This window comes from Bacillus sp. M6-12 (assembly GCF_002860285.1).
Taxonomy (GTDB): domain Bacteria; phylum Bacillota; class Bacilli; order Bacillales; family DSM-1321; genus Peribacillus.
This window is the reverse complement of the sequence record NZ_PGVF01000004.1, coordinates 133,151-150,172: the sequence shown is the minus strand read 5'-3', so window position 1 is coordinate 150,172 and position 17,022 is coordinate 133,151. Positions and strand designations below refer to the sequence as shown.

17 protein-coding genes are annotated in these 17,022 nt (G+C 41.7%); 14 read left to right on the top strand and 3 right to left on the bottom strand.

Translation table 11 applies throughout. The features are described 5' to 3' along the window. Positions 1–6: 6 nt before the first annotated feature. Complete coding sequence (locus CVD28_RS07310) at positions 7–252, bottom strand: hypothetical protein (RefSeq protein WP_101591711.1); 246 nt, start codon at positions 250–252, stop codon at positions 7–9. A gap of 196 nt (positions 253–448) precedes the next feature. Between CVD28_RS07310 and CVD28_RS07305 the strand changes: the two genes are divergently transcribed. From CVD28_RS07305 to CVD28_RS07295, 3 genes are all read left to right on the top strand, one after another. Continuing rightward, a complete protein-coding gene (locus CVD28_RS07305) occupies positions 449–1,165 on the top strand; it encodes a class I SAM-dependent methyltransferase (RefSeq protein ID WP_101591710.1) in 717 nt (238 codons plus the stop codon). A 243-nt stretch (positions 1,166–1,408) separates the two neighbouring features. Continuing rightward, positions 1,409–2,101, top strand: coding sequence for a response regulator transcription factor (locus CVD28_RS07300; protein ID WP_101591709.1), 693 nt, complete (start codon positions 1,409–1,411; stop codon positions 2,099–2,101). After that, entirely contained in the window at positions 2,079–4,322 is a 2,244-nt protein-coding gene (locus CVD28_RS07295) for a sensor histidine kinase (protein ID WP_101591708.1), read from the top strand. The genes CVD28_RS07300 and CVD28_RS07295 overlap by 23 nt, the downstream gene beginning before the upstream one ends. 96 nt (positions 4,323–4,418) lie before the next feature. Here the strand turns inward: CVD28_RS07295 and CVD28_RS07290 are convergent, their stop codons facing one another. Next, the gene (locus CVD28_RS07290; protein WP_101591707.1) at positions 4,419–5,972 is read right to left on the bottom strand and encodes a glycosyl hydrolase family 28-related protein; all 1,554 of its coding nucleotides are present in this window, start codon (positions 5,970–5,972) and stop codon (positions 4,419–4,421) included. A gap of 471 nt (positions 5,973–6,443) precedes the next feature. Between CVD28_RS07290 and CVD28_RS07285 the strand changes: the two genes are divergently transcribed. From CVD28_RS07285 to CVD28_RS07235, 11 genes are all read left to right on the top strand, one after another. Beyond that, positions 6,444–7,634, top strand: a complete 1,191-nt coding sequence (locus tag CVD28_RS07285) for an ABC transporter substrate-binding protein (protein WP_101591706.1) — start codon at positions 6,444–6,446, stop codon at positions 7,632–7,634. A 141-nt stretch (positions 7,635–7,775) separates the two neighbouring features. Further along, on the top strand, positions 7,776–8,654 hold the full coding sequence (locus tag CVD28_RS07280) for a branched-chain amino acid ABC transporter permease (protein ID WP_101591705.1): 879 nt from the start codon (positions 7,776–7,778) through the stop codon (positions 8,652–8,654). 17 nt (positions 8,655–8,671) lie between these two features. Beyond that, entirely contained in the window at positions 8,672–9,646 is a 975-nt protein-coding gene (locus CVD28_RS07275; protein WP_101591704.1) for a branched-chain amino acid ABC transporter permease, read from the top strand. Continuing rightward, positions 9,621–10,400: an ABC transporter ATP-binding protein gene (locus CVD28_RS07270; RefSeq protein ID WP_101591703.1), complete on the top strand. Its 780-nt coding sequence runs from the start codon at positions 9,621–9,623 to the stop codon at positions 10,398–10,400. Before CVD28_RS07275 ends, CVD28_RS07270 begins: the two co-directional genes overlap by 26 nt. Then, positions 10,400–11,107 carry an ABC transporter ATP-binding protein gene (locus CVD28_RS07265; protein WP_101591702.1) on the top strand — a complete coding sequence of 236 codons (708 nt, stop codon included), beginning with the start codon at positions 10,400–10,402 and terminating at the stop codon, positions 11,105–11,107. Before CVD28_RS07270 ends, CVD28_RS07265 begins: the two co-directional genes overlap by 1 nt. A 751-nt stretch (positions 11,108–11,858) precedes the next feature. Next, positions 11,859–12,620, top strand: a complete 762-nt coding sequence (locus tag CVD28_RS07260) for a threonine/serine exporter family protein (RefSeq protein ID WP_101591748.1) — start codon at positions 11,859–11,861, stop codon at positions 12,618–12,620. Between the two features lie 18 nt (positions 12,621–12,638). Then, positions 12,639–13,067, top strand: a complete 429-nt coding sequence (locus CVD28_RS07255; protein ID WP_101591701.1) for a threonine/serine exporter family protein — start codon at positions 12,639–12,641, stop codon at positions 13,065–13,067. 138 nt (positions 13,068–13,205) lie between these two features. Beyond that, positions 13,206–14,255 (top strand): class I SAM-dependent methyltransferase, encoded by a 1,050-nt coding sequence (locus CVD28_RS07250; RefSeq protein ID WP_101591700.1) that lies wholly within the window; start codon positions 13,206–13,208, stop codon positions 14,253–14,255. A 269-nt stretch (positions 14,256–14,524) separates the two neighbouring features. Further along, complete coding sequence (locus CVD28_RS07245; RefSeq protein WP_101591699.1) at positions 14,525–14,863, top strand: ASCH domain-containing protein; 339 nt, start codon at positions 14,525–14,527, stop codon at positions 14,861–14,863. 9 nt (positions 14,864–14,872) lie between these two features. Further along, positions 14,873–15,313, top strand: coding sequence for a DUF2269 family protein (locus CVD28_RS07240; protein WP_101591698.1), 441 nt, complete (start codon positions 14,873–14,875; stop codon positions 15,311–15,313). 238 nt (positions 15,314–15,551) lie between these two features. Beyond that, positions 15,552–16,010 carry a hypothetical protein gene (locus CVD28_RS07235; protein ID WP_101591697.1) on the top strand — a complete coding sequence of 153 codons (459 nt, stop codon included), beginning with the start codon at positions 15,552–15,554 and terminating at the stop codon, positions 16,008–16,010. 72 nt (positions 16,011–16,082) lie between these two features. On the opposite strand, the gene CVD28_RS07230 is transcribed toward CVD28_RS07235, so the two are convergent. Beyond that, the gene (locus CVD28_RS07230) at positions 16,083–16,892 is read right to left on the bottom strand and encodes a DUF2935 domain-containing protein (RefSeq protein ID WP_101591696.1); all 810 of its coding nucleotides are present in this window, start codon (positions 16,890–16,892) and stop codon (positions 16,083–16,085) included. Positions 16,893–17,022: the final 130 nt, after the last annotated feature.

Genomic DNA, 17,022 nt, shown 5'->3' with positions numbered 1-17,022 from the left:
ATCTCATTACCAGAAAAACGGAATGAAAGCCAGTGCAGTAATGGCTCCCAGGAAAATCCCTGCTCCAAATCCCCAGCCCCAGCCCCAGCCATAACCGTATCCTCCATAGTTGCCGCTGAACGGGCGGAGATATACCCTGTTGGAACTTACCCGGTCAATAATCCCTCTATGTCTGCGGCCATCCCTTGTTGTAATTTCAACGGCCCTGCCAATTCCGCGGGTACACATTCCGTGATAACGTGATACTGACATGTTCTTTTCACCCCCATAAATGAAACTTACTTCAGGGTATGTCCAAATTTTTAATTTGAGTGGATGAATACCATAAGAAAGGGAGCGGAAATTCATGTTTTGTAACGAATTCTTCTAAAGGGCTGGATGAGTATCATTAGCTTAGGCATCTACATACGATAAACCATGTAGATTTTTTTGCAGAGGAGAAGAGGCTATGAGTAGCGCATATCAAGATGCATTGGCATTTTACGAGATTGAGGGAGCTCATCCAGGAGGAATGGCGCTTACAAAAAAACTGCTGCGGAATGAGAAGATAAGCACCCACACAAGAGTGCTGGATGCCGGATGTGGAACAGGCCAAACATCCTCTTATCTCGCTAAAGCTTTTTCTTGCATCGTGTACGCTGTTGATAATCATCCTGAAATGATTAGGACGGCCAATAGGAAATTTTTAGATGAACAGCTATCAGTCAAAGTGTTAAAAGCAAATATAGAACGCCTCCCTTTTCCGGAGGATTCGTTCGACTATGTTATAGCGGAGTCCTCGACTATTTTTACCCGCATTCCTAAAACGCTTCAAGAATATTTCCGGGTGCTGAAGCCGGGCGGTGTGCTGCTCACTGTGGATTTAACTGCAGAGCAGGCACTTAGCAAAAAGGAAAAAGCTGAAATTAAAGACTTTTATCAAATGGGCGACATATTTACTCAGCAGGAATGGATGAATGCTTTTAAAATTGCCGGGTTTCAATCTGTAGAAATGATAAAAGCTAATTCCGTTTTTGAAGAACTGGAAGAAGGCGAATATGAAGAGCCTGCCAGTATTAAAAAGTCCGACCCGGAAATGGATGAAGTGATGGAAGCCCATCAAAAATTAATCCTCAGTTATGGGGATAAACTGGGTTACCGTGTTTTCAGGGCAATAAAAAAATAATCGGAATACAAGCCAGGAGCAGCTGCTTCTGGCTTTTTTATATTAAAGAATAAGAAGCAGTATACAGTTTTAATACTTATTATGCAGTAGTCGACATTGGTTTTTCCGGGTGCTTTTATTTTTTTATAGACAATCTTAAGAAACTCTTAAGATTTTTCCAAATTGGTTGTTAAGATTTGTTGTCTATTATGTAATTAATCCCAAAAAAAGAAATGATATACTTCAGGAAGGAGTGTGATAAAAATGAGTAATTATAATGTATTGGTCGTTGATGATGAGAAAGAAATCCGCGATGCGATTGAAATATATCTGAAAAATGAAGGAATAACCGTTATTAAAGCTCAAGACGGCATTGAAGCCATTGAAATTTTGGACAGCCGCCAAATCCACCTTATTATCCTTGATTTGATGATGCCACGGCTTGATGGGATTTCAACTACCTTTCGCATCCGCGAGCAAAAGAATATTCCCATCATTATACTTTCTGCCAAAAGCGAGGATACAGATAAAATTCTTGGGCTTCAGGTAGGGGCAGATGACTATGTAACAAAGCCGTTTAACCCGATGGAACTCATTGCCCGTGTAAAATCCCAATTAAGAAGATATGTTACTCTCGGTACATATGAAGGATTAACAAAGATTATTGATTTAAATGGCCTTACTCTCGACCAATCGGCGAAGGAAGTAACGGCTCATGGTGAAATTGTAAAACTGACGCCTATTGAGTATAAGATTGTCGAGTTGCTGATGACCAACGCGGGCCGTGTGTTTTCAATCAGTGATATCTATGAACGAGTCTGGAAGGAACCCGGTTATAATGCCGAAAATACCGTTGCGGTTCATATTCGCAAAATTCGCGAAAAAATAGAAATTGATCCGAAAAATCCAAGATATTTAAAGGTGGTATGGGGAATTGGGTACAAAATGGAAAAGTAAGATTGCTCTGGTCGCTTGGATCCTGCTGTTTACTTTTGGCCTAAGCGGGGTTGTCTGGGGACTGGCAGACGCCAATCTTTATATGAAAAAAAACTACTTTCATACAGAAGAGTTTGAAGGTGAATTAGAACAATTTATAAATTATCTATCCTTTTTTGAACTGAGCGAGACTACAAAGGAGGACATGAAAAGGAAGCTGACTGTAACGGCCAGCGAGATAGAAGAACACAGAATGCGATATGGTAACCTATCAGATCAGATCGCAAATATCCAGGGCCAGTATGAGGCAAGTATCCAGGAAGCGCGAAATTCCAAAAATGAAGCAGTAGCCAATGCGCTAATCGCTGAAATGAATAAGAAGATAGAGGATATTTCCAAGAACTTTTCCAGTGATGAACATGTTCGGGAAAAAGTATTAAAAGAAAAGGAACAGGCTATTGAAGAAGTTTATAACGGACAGGAAAATAACCGTACAGAGTTTTTAAGATATAAAGCTTCCTTCAAATATTATTTAAGAAACACAGAAACGGAAGAAGTTTATACTAATCTAAAAATTTCGGATGACGAATCTATCGATACCATTAAGGATGAGGTAATCACTGAAAATGATATGCTGTTTATCCGCAGTTACCCTTCCAAGGATACTGACTATCTTTCCACTGAGGGGCGCAATAATTTCTTTGACTATAAAAATGAGTATGTTATGCCGGCTGTGGAGCAAGATGCAAGCCTTTTTGAAGGAATAATTGCCGTTCCGAAGTCAGCCCCTTCGGCCAGTTCAGTATTAGACGGGTATCATACCTATCATGATAATCAGGTAGTTTTCATTATCTATACATTAACCGGCCTTGCTGCCCTTTTGATAAGCATCTTTTTATATAAAAGAATTTCCAAAGCACCTTTTGTTGCAGCCATGGAAACTGTAGAACCATACTATAACCGGGTACCAATCGATGTAAGAATCATATTGTTTGGTTTCACAGCCCTTATTACTCTTTTGGTGTTAGCCAATAGTAGTCATGTGTATTATATTCAAGACTTTTACTATGCCATGGATGATATTCTGGCTGGCCTTTTTATGGAAGCGCTCCTTGTCTTATTGACGCTTATGCAGGGGATTTTACTGACAGAGCGGTTTAAAGACTCTCCCAGGCTCCAGGAAGACTGGAAAAAGAGCTTTTTGCCGAGAGGATATCAGGCCGTTAAAGAAGCCTTTTTGAATCGAAAGACAGGGACACAAACCTTTTTAATGCTGGCATTTGTATTTGCTTCCGGGATTGGGGTTACAGTGTCAACGATAGAGCCCGCCGTATTTGTTGTGACAATCCCAATCATAATCTTTTTCGGGATACCGATTTTCTTTATAATGGTTAAGCGCACAGGCTACTTTAATCGGATTGCCAGTACCACAAGTGAACTGGCCAGCGGTCATTACCCCCCGGATTTGCCAGTAAGGGGAAAATCAGCTCTCGCAGAGCTTGCTGGAAATATCAATACACTAAAAACCGGAGTGAAAATTTCACAAAAAGAACAGGCGAAGAGTGAGCGGCTAAAAACAGAACTGATTTCAAACGTCAGCCATGATCTGCGGACACCATTAACCTCGATTATTACCTATACAGAACTATTAAAAACACCTGATCTGCCTGAAGAAGACCGCAATTCCTATGTTCAGATCATTGACCGGAAATCGAAACGGCTGAAGGTATTAATAGATGATTTATTTGAAGCTTCAAAAATGGCCAGCGGCAATGTGGAGCTTGTAAAAGAAAGAGTCGATATCGTACAGCTATTGCAGCAGGCACTCGCGGAATACAACGAATCTATTAAAGAATCAACCCTGCAATTCCGCATAACAAAACCGGAAAAGCCTGTATACGCTATTGTTGACGGACAGAAGCTCTGGCGCATGTTTGATAATCTGATTGGCAATATCCTGAAATATTCATTGGAAAACACGAGGGTCTATATTTCTCTTAAAACAGAAAAAGACCAAGCCATAATAGTATTCAAAAATGTAGCCAAATATGAAATTGGTGAAAACACAGATGAACTGTTCGAACGTTTTAAGCGCGGCGATACGTCCAGGCATACAGAAGGGTCCGGGCTAGGGCTGGCGATAGCCAAATCAATCGCTGACCTGCATGGAGGAAGTCTTGATATTGAAGTGGATGGCGACTTGTTTAAAGTAATTGTAACCCTCGAAATTGCTGAACTTTAGTTCTTTAATTAAAAACCCGATTTATCTCCAACGAATGAGGTAAATCGGGTTTTTTTTGAGCAAAAGGTTGAAGCAGTATGGTATAAGCCGCTCAATTTAAACAGTTAAAACTTTATTAATACTAATATTTTCTATCCCTTTTCCAATTGCGATGGTCCTGGTGCCCGGCTTATCGCTCGAAACGCTCTGGATTTTAACATCATCTGCCCGGTTGTCTCCTCCGAAAACCTTAATGTAATTTCCAGCTGTTTTAAAATCCTTAATTTTAACATTGTTAAGGGTAATATTCCTGGCACGGTATTGAATGGCGATCATAGGATTTCCTTTGTAATCGTAGTCCGGATCGCCGATCAGGGTAAAATTATTAATAGCTACATTCCGATAGGCGGATACGACCATACAGCGCGGTGTTGAATCCGCGTATAAATCAGTAAAAACAGGAGCAATTGCGACGATATTCGAAGCCCGGATATTATAGGCTGTCTTGGATTCCGGGTCAGTCATTCTATGATGGCCAATATGGCGGAAATTATAGGAGCGGTTATCATTGACGGAAAGATGCCCGCTTATGTGAACATTGGCTGCTGCAGAAGAATTATGGTGGGCCTTGATTTCCACTCCTCCGAAGCATCTTGCTGTTGAGTTGTTTATAAGCCAAACGTTTCTTGAGCCGTCATCGACTTCTATCCCATTAGAGTTGGAAAAACCCTTTGCATGGGCCCGGCCGCTAGGGTCGGACATATGGGAATTTGAAATGATAATATCATCGCTATGATGGGTCGTGATGCCGTCATCGCCAAATCCGTATCCATTTAAATTATCAAGCCAAACATACCGGCTGCCGCCGCGAGCCCGGTGTCCATCACCTGAGTAGTTATACAGAGTGGAGGATATATCAAAGCAATGCAGCCCTGGATTAATAGCCTCCACATCCTTCACCCAGCCGTAAGATACATTGGCATAGGTCAAACAGCTGGAATGGTTGCCAAAGGTACTCGTTTTTTCGGCATTGCCAAGCCTCTCCACATTCCAATCCAGGGTCATTCCTTGAACAAGAATGTTTCGGTTGCCCTTCCAATGATGGGCATTTGTAACAAGCCGTCTCCCCTTTGGAGCATCGTTGTGCAGTTTAATAGTGGTTGCTCCTTTACCTGTGCCAATAAAACATGTCCAAGAGGGCAGCCGGATCCCTTTGGTAATATACACTCCTGCAGGAACAATCACCTTTACCCTGCCGCTTCCGAAAGCCTTCCGAAAGGCTTCCGTATTGTCGGTGACACCGTCTCCTACAGCACCATAGTCCCTAACATTGACTACCCGTCTGATTTTACTGAATAGGTGATTATATTCTTCATCTAATTGCCCTTTCCATTTGGGGTATATATCCATAGGGACAGCTTCCGTTGGTATTCTATTAACTTTTAAACTAAAAAAAAGGCCAAATACTTTTTTAAGCCTTCCGAAGATAGAAGTTTCAGCTGAAGTACTGGTGCTGCTATTTGCTTCCCAAACTGGGGCTGGCGTACTGTTTTGCTGAAAGAGCAGCTCTGTTTCAAGAACTATTTCTTTTTCAGATCGTTTGTCGCCAACCAATTCCGCAATTAAATTACGGTTGTTCGCTGAATCGTGTTTTTTATCTAAATAAATCATTCCAGCTCCACCTCTTGTTTATCCATTGCTAATTTCCTATAAAATAATATTCCCGCTTTACAGTGATGTAACCACAAAGAGGTGAATGCACTACTATTTTTTAACAAGAATGCTATACTGCGTTATTAATTTATCGGGTGAAAGTGTGTTTTATGTAGTTGGAACTGTGCAATTTGAACTAGTGGAGGGAGCTTAAGCATATGCTTTTTTCCTGTTTCAGTCGTTTTATGAGCATAAGTTGTAAGTGTTTAAAATATTAATCTGAATATAAACTGGAAATTTCTTTGTCCGTTATAAGACATTTTATTTGAATTATAAAAATATATTTGATTAGAACTAAAATACTATCTAGACGAAAACGAAATTTTCAGGTAATATGTTTTCAGAATATTAATTTTATTATCAATTTTTAGTCAGTAAATTCTGGTAATTGCTCTAGTATAAATTAAGAGAAAATGGGGGAATTGTAGCATGAATAAGAAAAAGTTAGCAGGAATTTTTCTATCATTATCGTTAACTACAGGTTTATTGGCAGGATGTGGCGGCGAGAAAAGCAGCGGGGGTTCATCAGGCGGCGGTGGCGGAGACACTATTAAAATTGGTGCCAATCTGGAGCTTTCCGGTGGTGTAGCATCTTACGGACAATCTATCGCAGAAGGCTTGGAACTAGGTCTTAAAGAAATTAATAAAGAGGGAATCGACGGCAAAAAAATTGAGCTTGTAAAGTTCGATAACAAGTCCGAAGCTGCGGAAGCAACAAACGGTGCTATTAAATTGATAAATCAGGATAAAGTTGCAGCTATTATCGGTGCCGCAACAAGTACAAATACCCTGGCTCAGGTTCAGATTGCAACAGATAAGAAAATACCAATAATTACCCCAACGGGTACAAGCCCAGCTGTTACTACGGGTGAAAAAGGCGACACACTAAACGAATTTATCTTCAGGACATGCTTTATCGACCCATTCCAGGGTACGGTTGCAGCAAATTTTGCAACACAGGAAAAAGGCTCTAAAACGGCTGCTATTTTCATTGACAGTGCAAGTGATTACTCCAAAGGACTTGCAAAGTCCTTTAAGGAAGTCTATGAAAAAAATGGCGGAAAAGTTGTTGCTGAAGAAGCTTATGTAGCGAAGGATACAGATTTCCGCGCGACATTGACACGCATCAAATCTGCTAACCCGGATTTCGTTTTCATTCCTGGTTATTATGAAGAAGTCGGGCTGATCATTAAACAGGCACGCGAGCTTGGTCTGGATGTTCCAATGATGGGCGGCGATGGCTGGGATTCTCCTACACTGATTGAAATCGCTGGCAATGATGCGTTAAACAACACATACATTACCAACCACTATTCTTCTGGGGATGAAGACAAGAAAATCCAGGACTTCGTTGCAGCATTTAAAGCAGAGTACAAAAAAGATGCTCCGGATGCATTCAACGCACTAGGCTATGATACTGCATACTTCCTTGCAGATGCTATCAAGCGTGCTGGCAGCACAGACCCTGAAAAAATCAAAGAAGCACTTGCTGAAACAAAAGATCTTTCATTAGTTTCCGGACAATTTACTCTTGACGAAAATCATGATCCGATCAAATCTGCTACTATTCTTGAATTCAAGGACGGAAAGCAACAGTTTAACACAAAAATTAATCCGTAAGATAAAAGAAATTCGCTGAAGCTAAATCAGCATTCAGCAACATGGCAATTTGGATATTTCCAACAACCGAATAGGGGGCTCTGCCCCCTATTCGGTTGTTAAAAAGAGAGAAATACAGCAGCACTAAGGGGAGAGGCTAGAATGGAATTCGTACAACAGCTAGTAAACGGAATATCCCTCGGCAGTATATATGCCTTGATCGCTCTAGGCTATACAATGGTTTATGGTATCGTCAAGCTTATTAACTTCGCCCATGGGGATGTATTTATGGTCGGGGCCTTCGTAGGCTTTTATTCTATTACAGTTTTGGATATGTCATTTTTCCCGGCTTTGATACTGGCAATGATTGTATGTGCATTGTTCGGGATCCTGATTGAAAGAATCGCTTATAAACCGCTAAGAAACGCAACGCGTATAGCAGCGCTCATCACAGCGATTGGTGTATCACTATTAATTGAATATGGCGTTATTTACTTCCGTGGTGCTCAGCCGGAAGCTTACCCGGGAGATGTTCTTCCAACAAGGAGCATTGATATCTTTGGAGTTGCGATAAGCAGCCAGTCATTATTTATTCTTTCCATTTCAGTAGTACTCATGGTGATTCTTCAAATAATCGTCCATAAGACCAAGATAGGAAAGGCAATGCGCGCGGTATCTTTTGATGCTGAAGCGGCCAGGCTTATGGGAATTAACGTTGATAATACGATTTCCGCAACATTCGCGATCGGATCTGCATTAGCAGGTGCAGCGGGTGTTATCTTTGGAACTTACTATATTAAGATTGAACCGTTAATGGGAGTACTCCCAGGATTGAAAGCATTCGTAGCTGCTGTACTTGGAGGCATCGGTCTTATTCCGGGAGCAATGGTAGGGGGTCTGCTGCTCGGTTTAATTGAATCGCTTGTCAGTGCCTTCGGATACTCTTTATGGCGTGATGCCGTAGCTTTTGTTGTGTTAATTTTGATATTGATTTTCCTTCCGTCCGGATTATTCGGGAAAAATAGAAGAGAAAAGGTATAGGGGAGGGAGCAGAGCACATGACAAATTTAAAAAATGCAAAAGGTTTTTGGCTCTCCATACTGCTATCCATCATTTTTTTTGGAGTGGTTCAATTCCTGATAAACGGAGCACTTCTCAACGATTTTTATATTAATACGATATTTTTCATTGGCATTAACATTATTCTGGCTGTCAGCCTGCATTTAATTATCGGGATCACTGGGCAGTTCTCAATCGGACATGCCGGGTTCCTTGCAGTCGGTGCGTACGGCTCGGCCATTATCACCATGAAGCTGGAGCTGCCATTTGCTCTGGCAATTATGACAGGCGGTATTGTGGCTGCAATTGCGGGACTTATCATCGGGATTCCGAGCTTGCGGCTAAAGGGAGACTATCTGGCAATTGCGACCCTTGGATTCGGAGAAATTGTCCGCATTATCTTCCTGAACATAGATTATGTTGGCGGTGCAAGCGGAATGCAGGTTTCCCACATGACTACCTGGCCGTGGGTTTTTGTGTCCGTTCTGGTTACAATTTTGGTCATTGTGAACTTTACAAACTCAACTCACGGCAGGGCTTGTATATCCGTACGTGAGGATGAGACAGCTGCTGATGCAATGGGAATTAATACAACCTATTATAAGGTGGCAGCTTTTGTTATTGGCTCATTTTTTGCCGGTATTGCGGGAGCGCTTTATGCCCATAACTTCTATATTATCCAGCCGTCTAACTTTGGCTTTTTGAAGTCATTTGATATTTTGATTTTTGTTGTACTAGGCGGTCTTGGCAGCATGTCTGGCGCAGTAATCGCTGCAATTTTGCTTACAATCATTTCCACATTCCTGCAGGATTATCCGGAAACACGAATGATTATCTACAGCCTGGTGCTGATCGTGATGATGCTTTACCGTCCGCAAGGCCTTATGGGGACAAAGGAAATTACTTCATTTTTTAAGAAGCGCAAGAATGTTGAAGGGGGTCCTAAGGATGGAAACCACCACACCGTTGCTTAAAGTAGATCAAGTTGGAATCCAATTCGGCGGATTGAAGGCTGTATCTGGAGTCAATGCAGAGCTGTTCCAGGGAGAGCTAGTCGGCCTGATCGGTCCGAACGGAGCAGGAAAAACAACATTTTTTAACCTGCTTACGGGTGTATATGTCCCGACAGAAGGACAAATCTTGCTTAATGGCGAAAAATTGAATAAATTGCCCCCATTTAAAATAACCAGAAAGGGAATTAGCCGTACCTTCCAGAATATTCGCTTATTCAGTGAGCTTTCGGTTATTGACAATGTAAAGGTAGCCTATCATTCTCTTGCAAAGCATACAGCTATTAGCTCAATTTTGAGACTGCCTGGCCATTTTTCCGGGGAAAAGGAAATGGATGAAAAGGCAATTGAATTTTTAAAGATATTCAATCTGGAACGCTTTAAGGATGAGAAGGCAAAAAATCTTCCTTACGGCCAGCAGAGAAGATTGGAAATTGCGCGTGCCCTTGCCGCCAATCCGAGGCTGCTGCTCCTTGATGAGCCTGCAGCCGGGATGAACCCGCAAGAAACAAAGGAACTGATGAAGCTAATTGCCTTCATCCGCGAACGCTTCAGCCTGACTGTATTGTTAATTGAACATGATATGCCGCTGGTAATGGGTGTCTGTGACAGGATTTATGTGCTTGACCACGGCCAGCTTATTGCACAGGGAACACCTGAAGAAATAAGAAACAATCCAAAAGTCATCGAAGCGTATCTCGGCGAGGAGGTTTCATAATGCTCAAGGTAGAAAATATCAATGTTTTTTACGGCAATATCCAGGCGATCCGGGATGTTTCCATTGAAGTTAATGAAGGTGAAATTGTAACACTAATCGGGGCAAATGGAGCCGGTAAAAGTACCCTTCTTAAGACAGTTTCAGGGCTATTGAAGCCAAAGCAAGGGCAAATCTTATATGAAGGAAAATCAATCAACGGAAAGCCGGCACAATCCATCGTTAAACAGGGCATTTCCCATGTTCCTGAAGGACGACGTATCTTTGCCAATATGTCAGTAGAGGAAAACCTTGAATTAGGTGCTTTCCTGCGCAAGGATAAAGCCGGCATTCGTGAGGATATGGAAAAGGTGTATGAGCTCTTTCCCCGCATGCGTGAACGGTTAAAGCAGCAAGCGGGAACCCTTTCAGGGGGTGAGCAGCAGATGCTGGCAATGGGCCGGGCCTTAATGGCACGCCCAAGGTTGCTGCTTTTAGATGAACCATCAATGGGGCTGGCCCCGCTTCTTGTTAAAACCATCTTCCGCATCATTGAAGAAATCAACAAGACCGGCACCACCATTTTGCTCGTAGAACAAAACGCCAACCTTGCACTATCAATCGCACACCGTGCATATGTTGTGGAAACAGGCCGGATCGTTCTGTCAGGTTCAGCAGAAGAACTAACAGCCAGCGAACAGGTCAAGATGGCTTATCTTGGCGGTCATTAATTTCTTGAAGACGAAAACTCATCGTACTTCGGCCTAGCAGCCAAAACATTATGAAGAAAATATATTAAGGCCCTATCCCCCGGCTTGGGGTAGGGCCTTTGTCCGTTTTATCATAAGTTTTATGCTGGGATGTAACAGAGAGCATCATAACCCTTTGTTGTGATAAAGAATCATCACCAACTATTGCCGCCAAGTGCAGGGAATTTCTGATCGGAACAGGGGCTAATCAAGGATGTTGTGCTTTGGTGTCTTTGGAGGCAATTTTATGTGTTTTAAGCTGTTTTTTAGTCAATAATTAATAAATCTGCAGAGCTTTGAAGGAGAGAATATTTTATCGTCAAATTTCCAGGTTTATTTTTCAAGATAACTGTATGTATCGTCCAATTTTTTAAGTGATAGTTTATATTAACTCAGTTTATCTGCTACTTTGAAACCCCGACAGCAAAGAGGCAGGGGTGGTACAGCCTGGTATCGTTGACTTCGCCATTTTTATCGTTCAATTTTGATGATTTTTCATTTAAATTCGCCATTTTATCGTTCAACTTTTGATTTTTATCGCACAAATTTAAAGAAATACCGATTTCTCGATATAAACTGACATGTTTCGACAGCTGCAAATTAATCAAAAATTATAATAAACGCATACCCAATCTGAAATTCATCTTAAACCCGGCTGCTAGTGCTGATAGATACCCAATTTAAGAAAAATTGTATATGATAGAAAGAAGTTTTCATGATGGATTCAGGAGAGATGAAAGTGGAAAGAATTTCAGCTAAAAACAGAGACATTATCGAGGTTTGCTTATTAGCCGGAAAAATAATGCTGCAAAGCGGAGCGGAAACGTATCGGGTAGAAGATACGATGTTCCGAATTGCTGCCTCCTATGGCATTCCCGAATCACATAGCTTTGTTACGCCAACCGGGATCATTTTCTCCATTGATGGCGATGATCCTTCTAAGCTGATCAGAATATCTGAACGGTCAACTGATTTGCAAAAGGTAACAGTCGTTAACAGCATTTCCCGGAGGATCAGCAGCGGTGAGCTGTCGGCCAAGCAAGCTCTGATCGAATTAAAGGAAGCGGAAAAGGCGGGAATGGCTTACTCAATCTGGGTCCAGATTGCAGCCGCCTCTATTTCCAGCGGATGTTTCCTGATTATGTTTCAAGGGGTGTGGAATGATTTTTTCCCTGCAATGGTTGCAGGCGGACTGGGATTTTCCTGTTTGCTGTATTTGCATGCCTTGGTACAGATTAAGTTCTTTGCTGAATTTTTATCGTCTTCTCTAATTGGTTTAGTGGCAATCCTGTTTGTCTCTACAGGTATGGGTTTTGAACTGGATAAAATTATTATCGGGTCTGTAATGCCTTTGGTTCCTGGCCTTCTTATTACCAATGCAATCCGTGACTTGATGGCCGGCCACCTGGTTTCCGGGATTTCAAAAGGCGCCGAAGCCTTCCTTACAGCCTTCGCCATTGGCACTGGGATTGCGGTTGTTTTTTCATTTTATTAAGCGAGAGGTACCATATAAATGATAGCGCAGCTTATTACTAGTTTTATCGCTACTGCAGGGTTCGGCATACTATTTAATACACCCAAAAAATCGCTGCTGCATTGCGGGCTGAGCGGAATGATTGGCTGGGCATTTTATATCTTGCTTGCAGACCATTATGTTGACAGTGTTCTGGCCGCATTGTTTGCTTCCCTGGTGGTTGGGCTTGTGTCTCAATACTTTGCAAAGAGATATAAAACACCTGTGATTATTTTCAGCGTGGCAGGAATTATACCGCTGGTTCCAGGAGGCCTGGCCTATGACGCAATGAGAAATTTTGTGGAGAACGACTATAACGCCGCTCTCCAGCTTGCTGCTAAGGCAGGTATGTTTTCAGGAGCGATTGCAATTGGTCTCGTATTTTCTGAGGTTATTAACCAGATCATCAAGAAATATAATAAAAAATAATCATTGGAGGCAGGCGGGCCGTCTGCTTCCTTTTTTCAAAACTTTTTACTATTAACCGTGTTAAAAAAGGAGTTATTCCGCTTTTGTTGAATTATAAAATGAAAGCGCTTGCCAAAATTATTGAAAAGGGGTGTACATTTGTTAAATGCTGAAGAATTATACGTCAATAACGATCCATATTCGGAAGAGGACTTTGGCTCAACGTCTTTAACACCTAGCTATCGTGTTGATCTGCGGGATCCTGAAAACGATAAACTGGATAAATTTATGAATGCAAACCTTGTAGCGGATTGGTCACAGCTTTCGTGGAAGGATGTTGGTAAACCCTATGAAGTAAAAACGGTTGCAAAATCGAAAGTGGACTATGAAAAAGAGTACGGCAGCATGTCGGTTAAGACGTCTTGGAAGTACTTTAACCGCTCCTTTCATGAATGGTTCGTAAAGGATGTGCCCGAGGAAATCTCCCGGTCAAAAAATGATTTAAAACGGCATCTGGCACGTTTTCAATTGAATGATGTTAAAAAGGCTTTAGGTGAAACCATTCAATTATCCCTATGGAATTATGCACATCGGGTGGAGGATGGTGTATGGGATCCGCGAGGCAAACGTGCTCTTTTTCAGGGCCTTGATGTACAGAAGCCTAGAATTCTGTTTCTGGGAGCGGCGGAAGGATATGAAGCCATGCAGCTGTATGCGATGTATCCGGAAGGAGAAGTCGTTATGGTAGATTATGATGAGTTCTGCCGTACGGACCGGTTCGGCCATTTTCCAGACAGCTATCCGTTTTTAGGAACCAATCCAGCTACAGGGCAGCCAAAGGTTTGGTATAAAGATAAGATGAATATACATTACGTTATAGACAATATTCGCAATCTGACTTTTGGACGCGAGTTTGATATTGTTATTAGTGTTGGCCTGCTCGAGCATTTCCCGGATGAATATAAGCAGGAGGTAATGGACTGGCATCGAAAATTTTTAAAACCGGGAGGATACGCCATTATGACGACGCCACGGCTACAGCTGAAATCCAAGCTTTTTTATATGATTATGGCTGATGTGATGAATCATACGTATCGGGAGCTGATGGATATCAGGCAAATGGGTCTGTATGTTTATGAAGGAGGCTTTGATATCCTCCGCCATGGATATATCAAGGTCCATAATGGAATTGTCGCAAAGGCAAGATAACAAGTCCTATTAGGGCTTTTTTTTATGAAAAACGGGGGAGCTGCGCTGATTGTGCAGCTTAAGAAAAACTAAATAAAAATGTAAAATAACTTGTGGTATTAGCACGTTCTGCCTGCTTGCTATTGTTTCCATGCTGGGTTGGAAGTATAGACACATGATTTTTTTTTATATAAAGAGAAATTTAATAAAAGAGTTTTCACTGTAGATGTTTGTTTTACCTGGATATGGTACATTAAAATAGTGACATCAGAGGAAAAGGAGTTTTGACAATGACAAATAATACACTGCCTCCAAAAACTTGTTCAGTCGATCGTTTGGTAACGATGGATGGGGACGTTGAAAAAGTACTAAATGGACAGAAAACGGCTACACGCCGAAATGGAAGATATGCAGATGTTGGGGAAGTAATGGTTCTAAAAGATAAAAAATTTGTAGTTGACCGCGTGTATTCCCAGTCTCTTGGGGAGTTAACCGATGAGCATGCGCGCCAGGAAGGCTTTGAGACAGTTGAGGAGTATAAGCAATCCATCCTATCTTATCATCCTGGTATGCCGTGGCTGCCGCAGATGAGAGTCTGGGTTCATGAGTTCAGCCCTGTGAACGAGTAAGCATAGAAAATGGATTTACTATATCGAGTTTTGATTTATCTTCATGTGTCCAGTGTAATTGTTTCGATTGGCCCATTCTTTGTTCTTTTGCCATTGGTTAAAAAGCTGCGGCAGGCAAAAGGGGCCGAATTGGAAGCGATAATGGACGCATTCCGTTTTGCTGTCAGGCTTACGATGCATGCAGGCCATGTATTGGTAACGACAGGAATCCTGATGGTTGTAATGGGGCCGTGGACCTGGAAAACGCCTTGGATCGTCATGACGTTATTCATCATGTTCTGTTCATTATTCTTTCTGGCCAGGGCATTTTCTCCAAAACTGCGAAAATTGACGGAAGAAGGCCAGAATAGAAGCGACATTGCTGCCAAGCTAAACCGGTCTGTCTGGACCTATATTTTTTTGTTAATGGCCATGCTTTGGTTTATGGTCGTTAAACCATCTTTATGGTAAAAGAGGACTTACCAGTCGAATAATACCAAAACCTTGTCAGGAATTTAATGACAAGGTTTTTTGATGTGTAATTTGGTCTGCCCTGCCCTTTTCCAAACAGTAATATTTTAAAAAAATCATCTTTTTTAATGCTTATAGGTTTAAAAAATTCTATACAGGGTAAAATATCCGTTTATTTTCCTGTGGAATTGGCATATAATAAGTAACCTAAAAGTTAAAAAGAAAAAAGGTGTATCATTTGAAACAGGAAAGCATCAAGCTGTTAATTGATGAACTGTTACTAGCCTCTGGAAGCCAGGTAAAGGTCAGCCTTGAAAAAAATTATCCCGGTGATCGTTTTGCCGGCGGAAAATATAGCATGGGTTCGCACACAATCACTTTATACATAGAGGAAATTGAGCAGCAGTGCCTGCAGCTTTTTTCGTCTCTTGATCATTTTATGGATTATTTAGCTGTCGTTTTTGCTCATGAAATTGGGCACGCTGAAGATAAAGAATTGTTGGCTTTAGCTAATAAAATGGATGAAAGCTCAAGTGAGCGGGAAAGACAAGAAATAGCTTTGCAAATCGAAGAAAATGCCTGGGATTATGCAGTACAGCTGCTCCCGCATCTGAATCCCGACTTTGTTGACGAAATTAAAGAAAATTCCCTGGAGCCTTATTGGGAGCAGCTTGGACAAGAACCTGCACTTGTATAAGGATCATCTTTATATAAAAAAAGCAAAAATCCTTGTTAATAAACGGCAAGGTTTTTTGCTTTTTTTAAGGTATTATGAAGGGGTTCTCGGTTTTGCGGGATCGCAGGCCGGATGTTTTATTGCGGCTGATTCAGCTAGCTTGGTGAGATAATAGCATTCCTCCCTAGCCATATGGTCGGCCATCAAGGGAGTTAGCGCTCCTAAAATTTCTTTTTTTAGCTCCATTTCTTCCAGTTCACGCAAAAAATGCCGGAATATTGTCATTTCCAGATCTACATCATGGTGAAACTTGGCCAGTGCGGGGAATTCCGCTAATTTGGTCCTTAAAAACCCGGTTAACTCAATTGATTTTAAATAGAATTCTTCCCAATCCTTTGCGAACTGTTTGGCCTGCCTTTTTAGCTTCTTTTCAACCGTATCAAGTTCATTGGCAATCGCTCCGGCATGTCCGGCAGCATCCAACAGCCAAAGCAAATCATGGTGTAACGGGTGGACGCCGGGTGCCTGCTGGCCTGTTACGTAAAAGGAGAACAGCCTTAGCGCCTCTTCGACTTCGTTCACCATATGATTTAGAAATGAAGGGGTAAGCGAAATCTTCACCTCTCCGGCAAGATGGTCTCTAATGAGGGACAGCTTCAGATCGCGAATCGCCTCGGCCTCTGTTTGTGCCAAGCGCAGTAACGAAATAAGATTTTGATCCTCTGCGGGTGTCTTTGCTGCAGCCAGCAGCTGATCGAATTTGATAATAAACTGACTCGCTTTTTCGATGTATCTTTTTTCTGAGGGAGCCAATGAATCATGAATGAACCGGCTATGGTCCCCCAAAATTTGCATCCAAAATCGCAGTTCAAACAATGCTTCATCACGAAAATCCGTTTTCATTAACCAGCCCCCTACACACAAAATTACAATAAAAACATATGCGGTGGTTTAAGTTTTCATGAATCTAAAGTTTTTGTTAACCCCTTTTTATGGATAGGTAATTAGGGAAAACGGAATGATAAATCCTGAA

Excerpts from the sequence above, each read along its gene's own strand:
- CVD28_RS07230 (WP_101591696.1), bottom strand. The coding sequence starts at position 16,892 with ATGAAAACGGATTTTCGTGATGAAGCATTGTTTGAACTGCGATTTTGG.
- CVD28_RS07255 (WP_101591701.1), top strand. The coding sequence starts at position 12,639 with ATGATAGCGCAGCTTATTACTAGTTTTATCGCTACTGCAGGGTTCGGC.
- CVD28_RS07310 (WP_101591711.1), bottom strand. The coding sequence starts at position 252 with ATGTCAGTATCACGTTATCACGGAATGTGTACCCGCGGAATTGGCAGG.
- CVD28_RS07305 (WP_101591710.1), top strand. The coding sequence starts at position 449 with ATGAGTAGCGCATATCAAGATGCATTGGCATTTTACGAGATTGAGGGA.
- CVD28_RS07270 (WP_101591703.1), top strand. The coding sequence starts at position 9,621 with ATGGAAACCACCACACCGTTGCTTAAAGTAGATCAAGTTGGAATCCAA.
- CVD28_RS07245 (WP_101591699.1), top strand. The coding sequence starts at position 14,525 with ATGACAAATAATACACTGCCTCCAAAAACTTGTTCAGTCGATCGTTTG.
- CVD28_RS07260 (WP_101591748.1), top strand. The coding sequence starts at position 11,859 with ATGAAAGTGGAAAGAATTTCAGCTAAAAACAGAGACATTATCGAGGTT.
- CVD28_RS07240 (WP_101591698.1), top strand. The coding sequence starts at position 14,873 with ATGGATTTACTATATCGAGTTTTGATTTATCTTCATGTGTCCAGTGTA.
- CVD28_RS07290 (WP_101591707.1), bottom strand. The coding sequence starts at position 5,972 with ATGATTTATTTAGATAAAAAACACGATTCAGCGAACAACCGTAATTTA.
- CVD28_RS07285 (WP_101591706.1), top strand. The coding sequence starts at position 6,444 with ATGAATAAGAAAAAGTTAGCAGGAATTTTTCTATCATTATCGTTAACT.
- CVD28_RS07265 (WP_101591702.1), top strand. The coding sequence starts at position 10,400 with ATGCTCAAGGTAGAAAATATCAATGTTTTTTACGGCAATATCCAGGCG.
- CVD28_RS07280 (WP_101591705.1), top strand. The coding sequence starts at position 7,776 with ATGGAATTCGTACAACAGCTAGTAAACGGAATATCCCTCGGCAGTATA.
- CVD28_RS07275 (WP_101591704.1), top strand. The coding sequence starts at position 8,672 with ATGACAAATTTAAAAAATGCAAAAGGTTTTTGGCTCTCCATACTGCTA.
- CVD28_RS07300 (WP_101591709.1), top strand. The coding sequence starts at position 1,409 with ATGAGTAATTATAATGTATTGGTCGTTGATGATGAGAAAGAAATCCGC.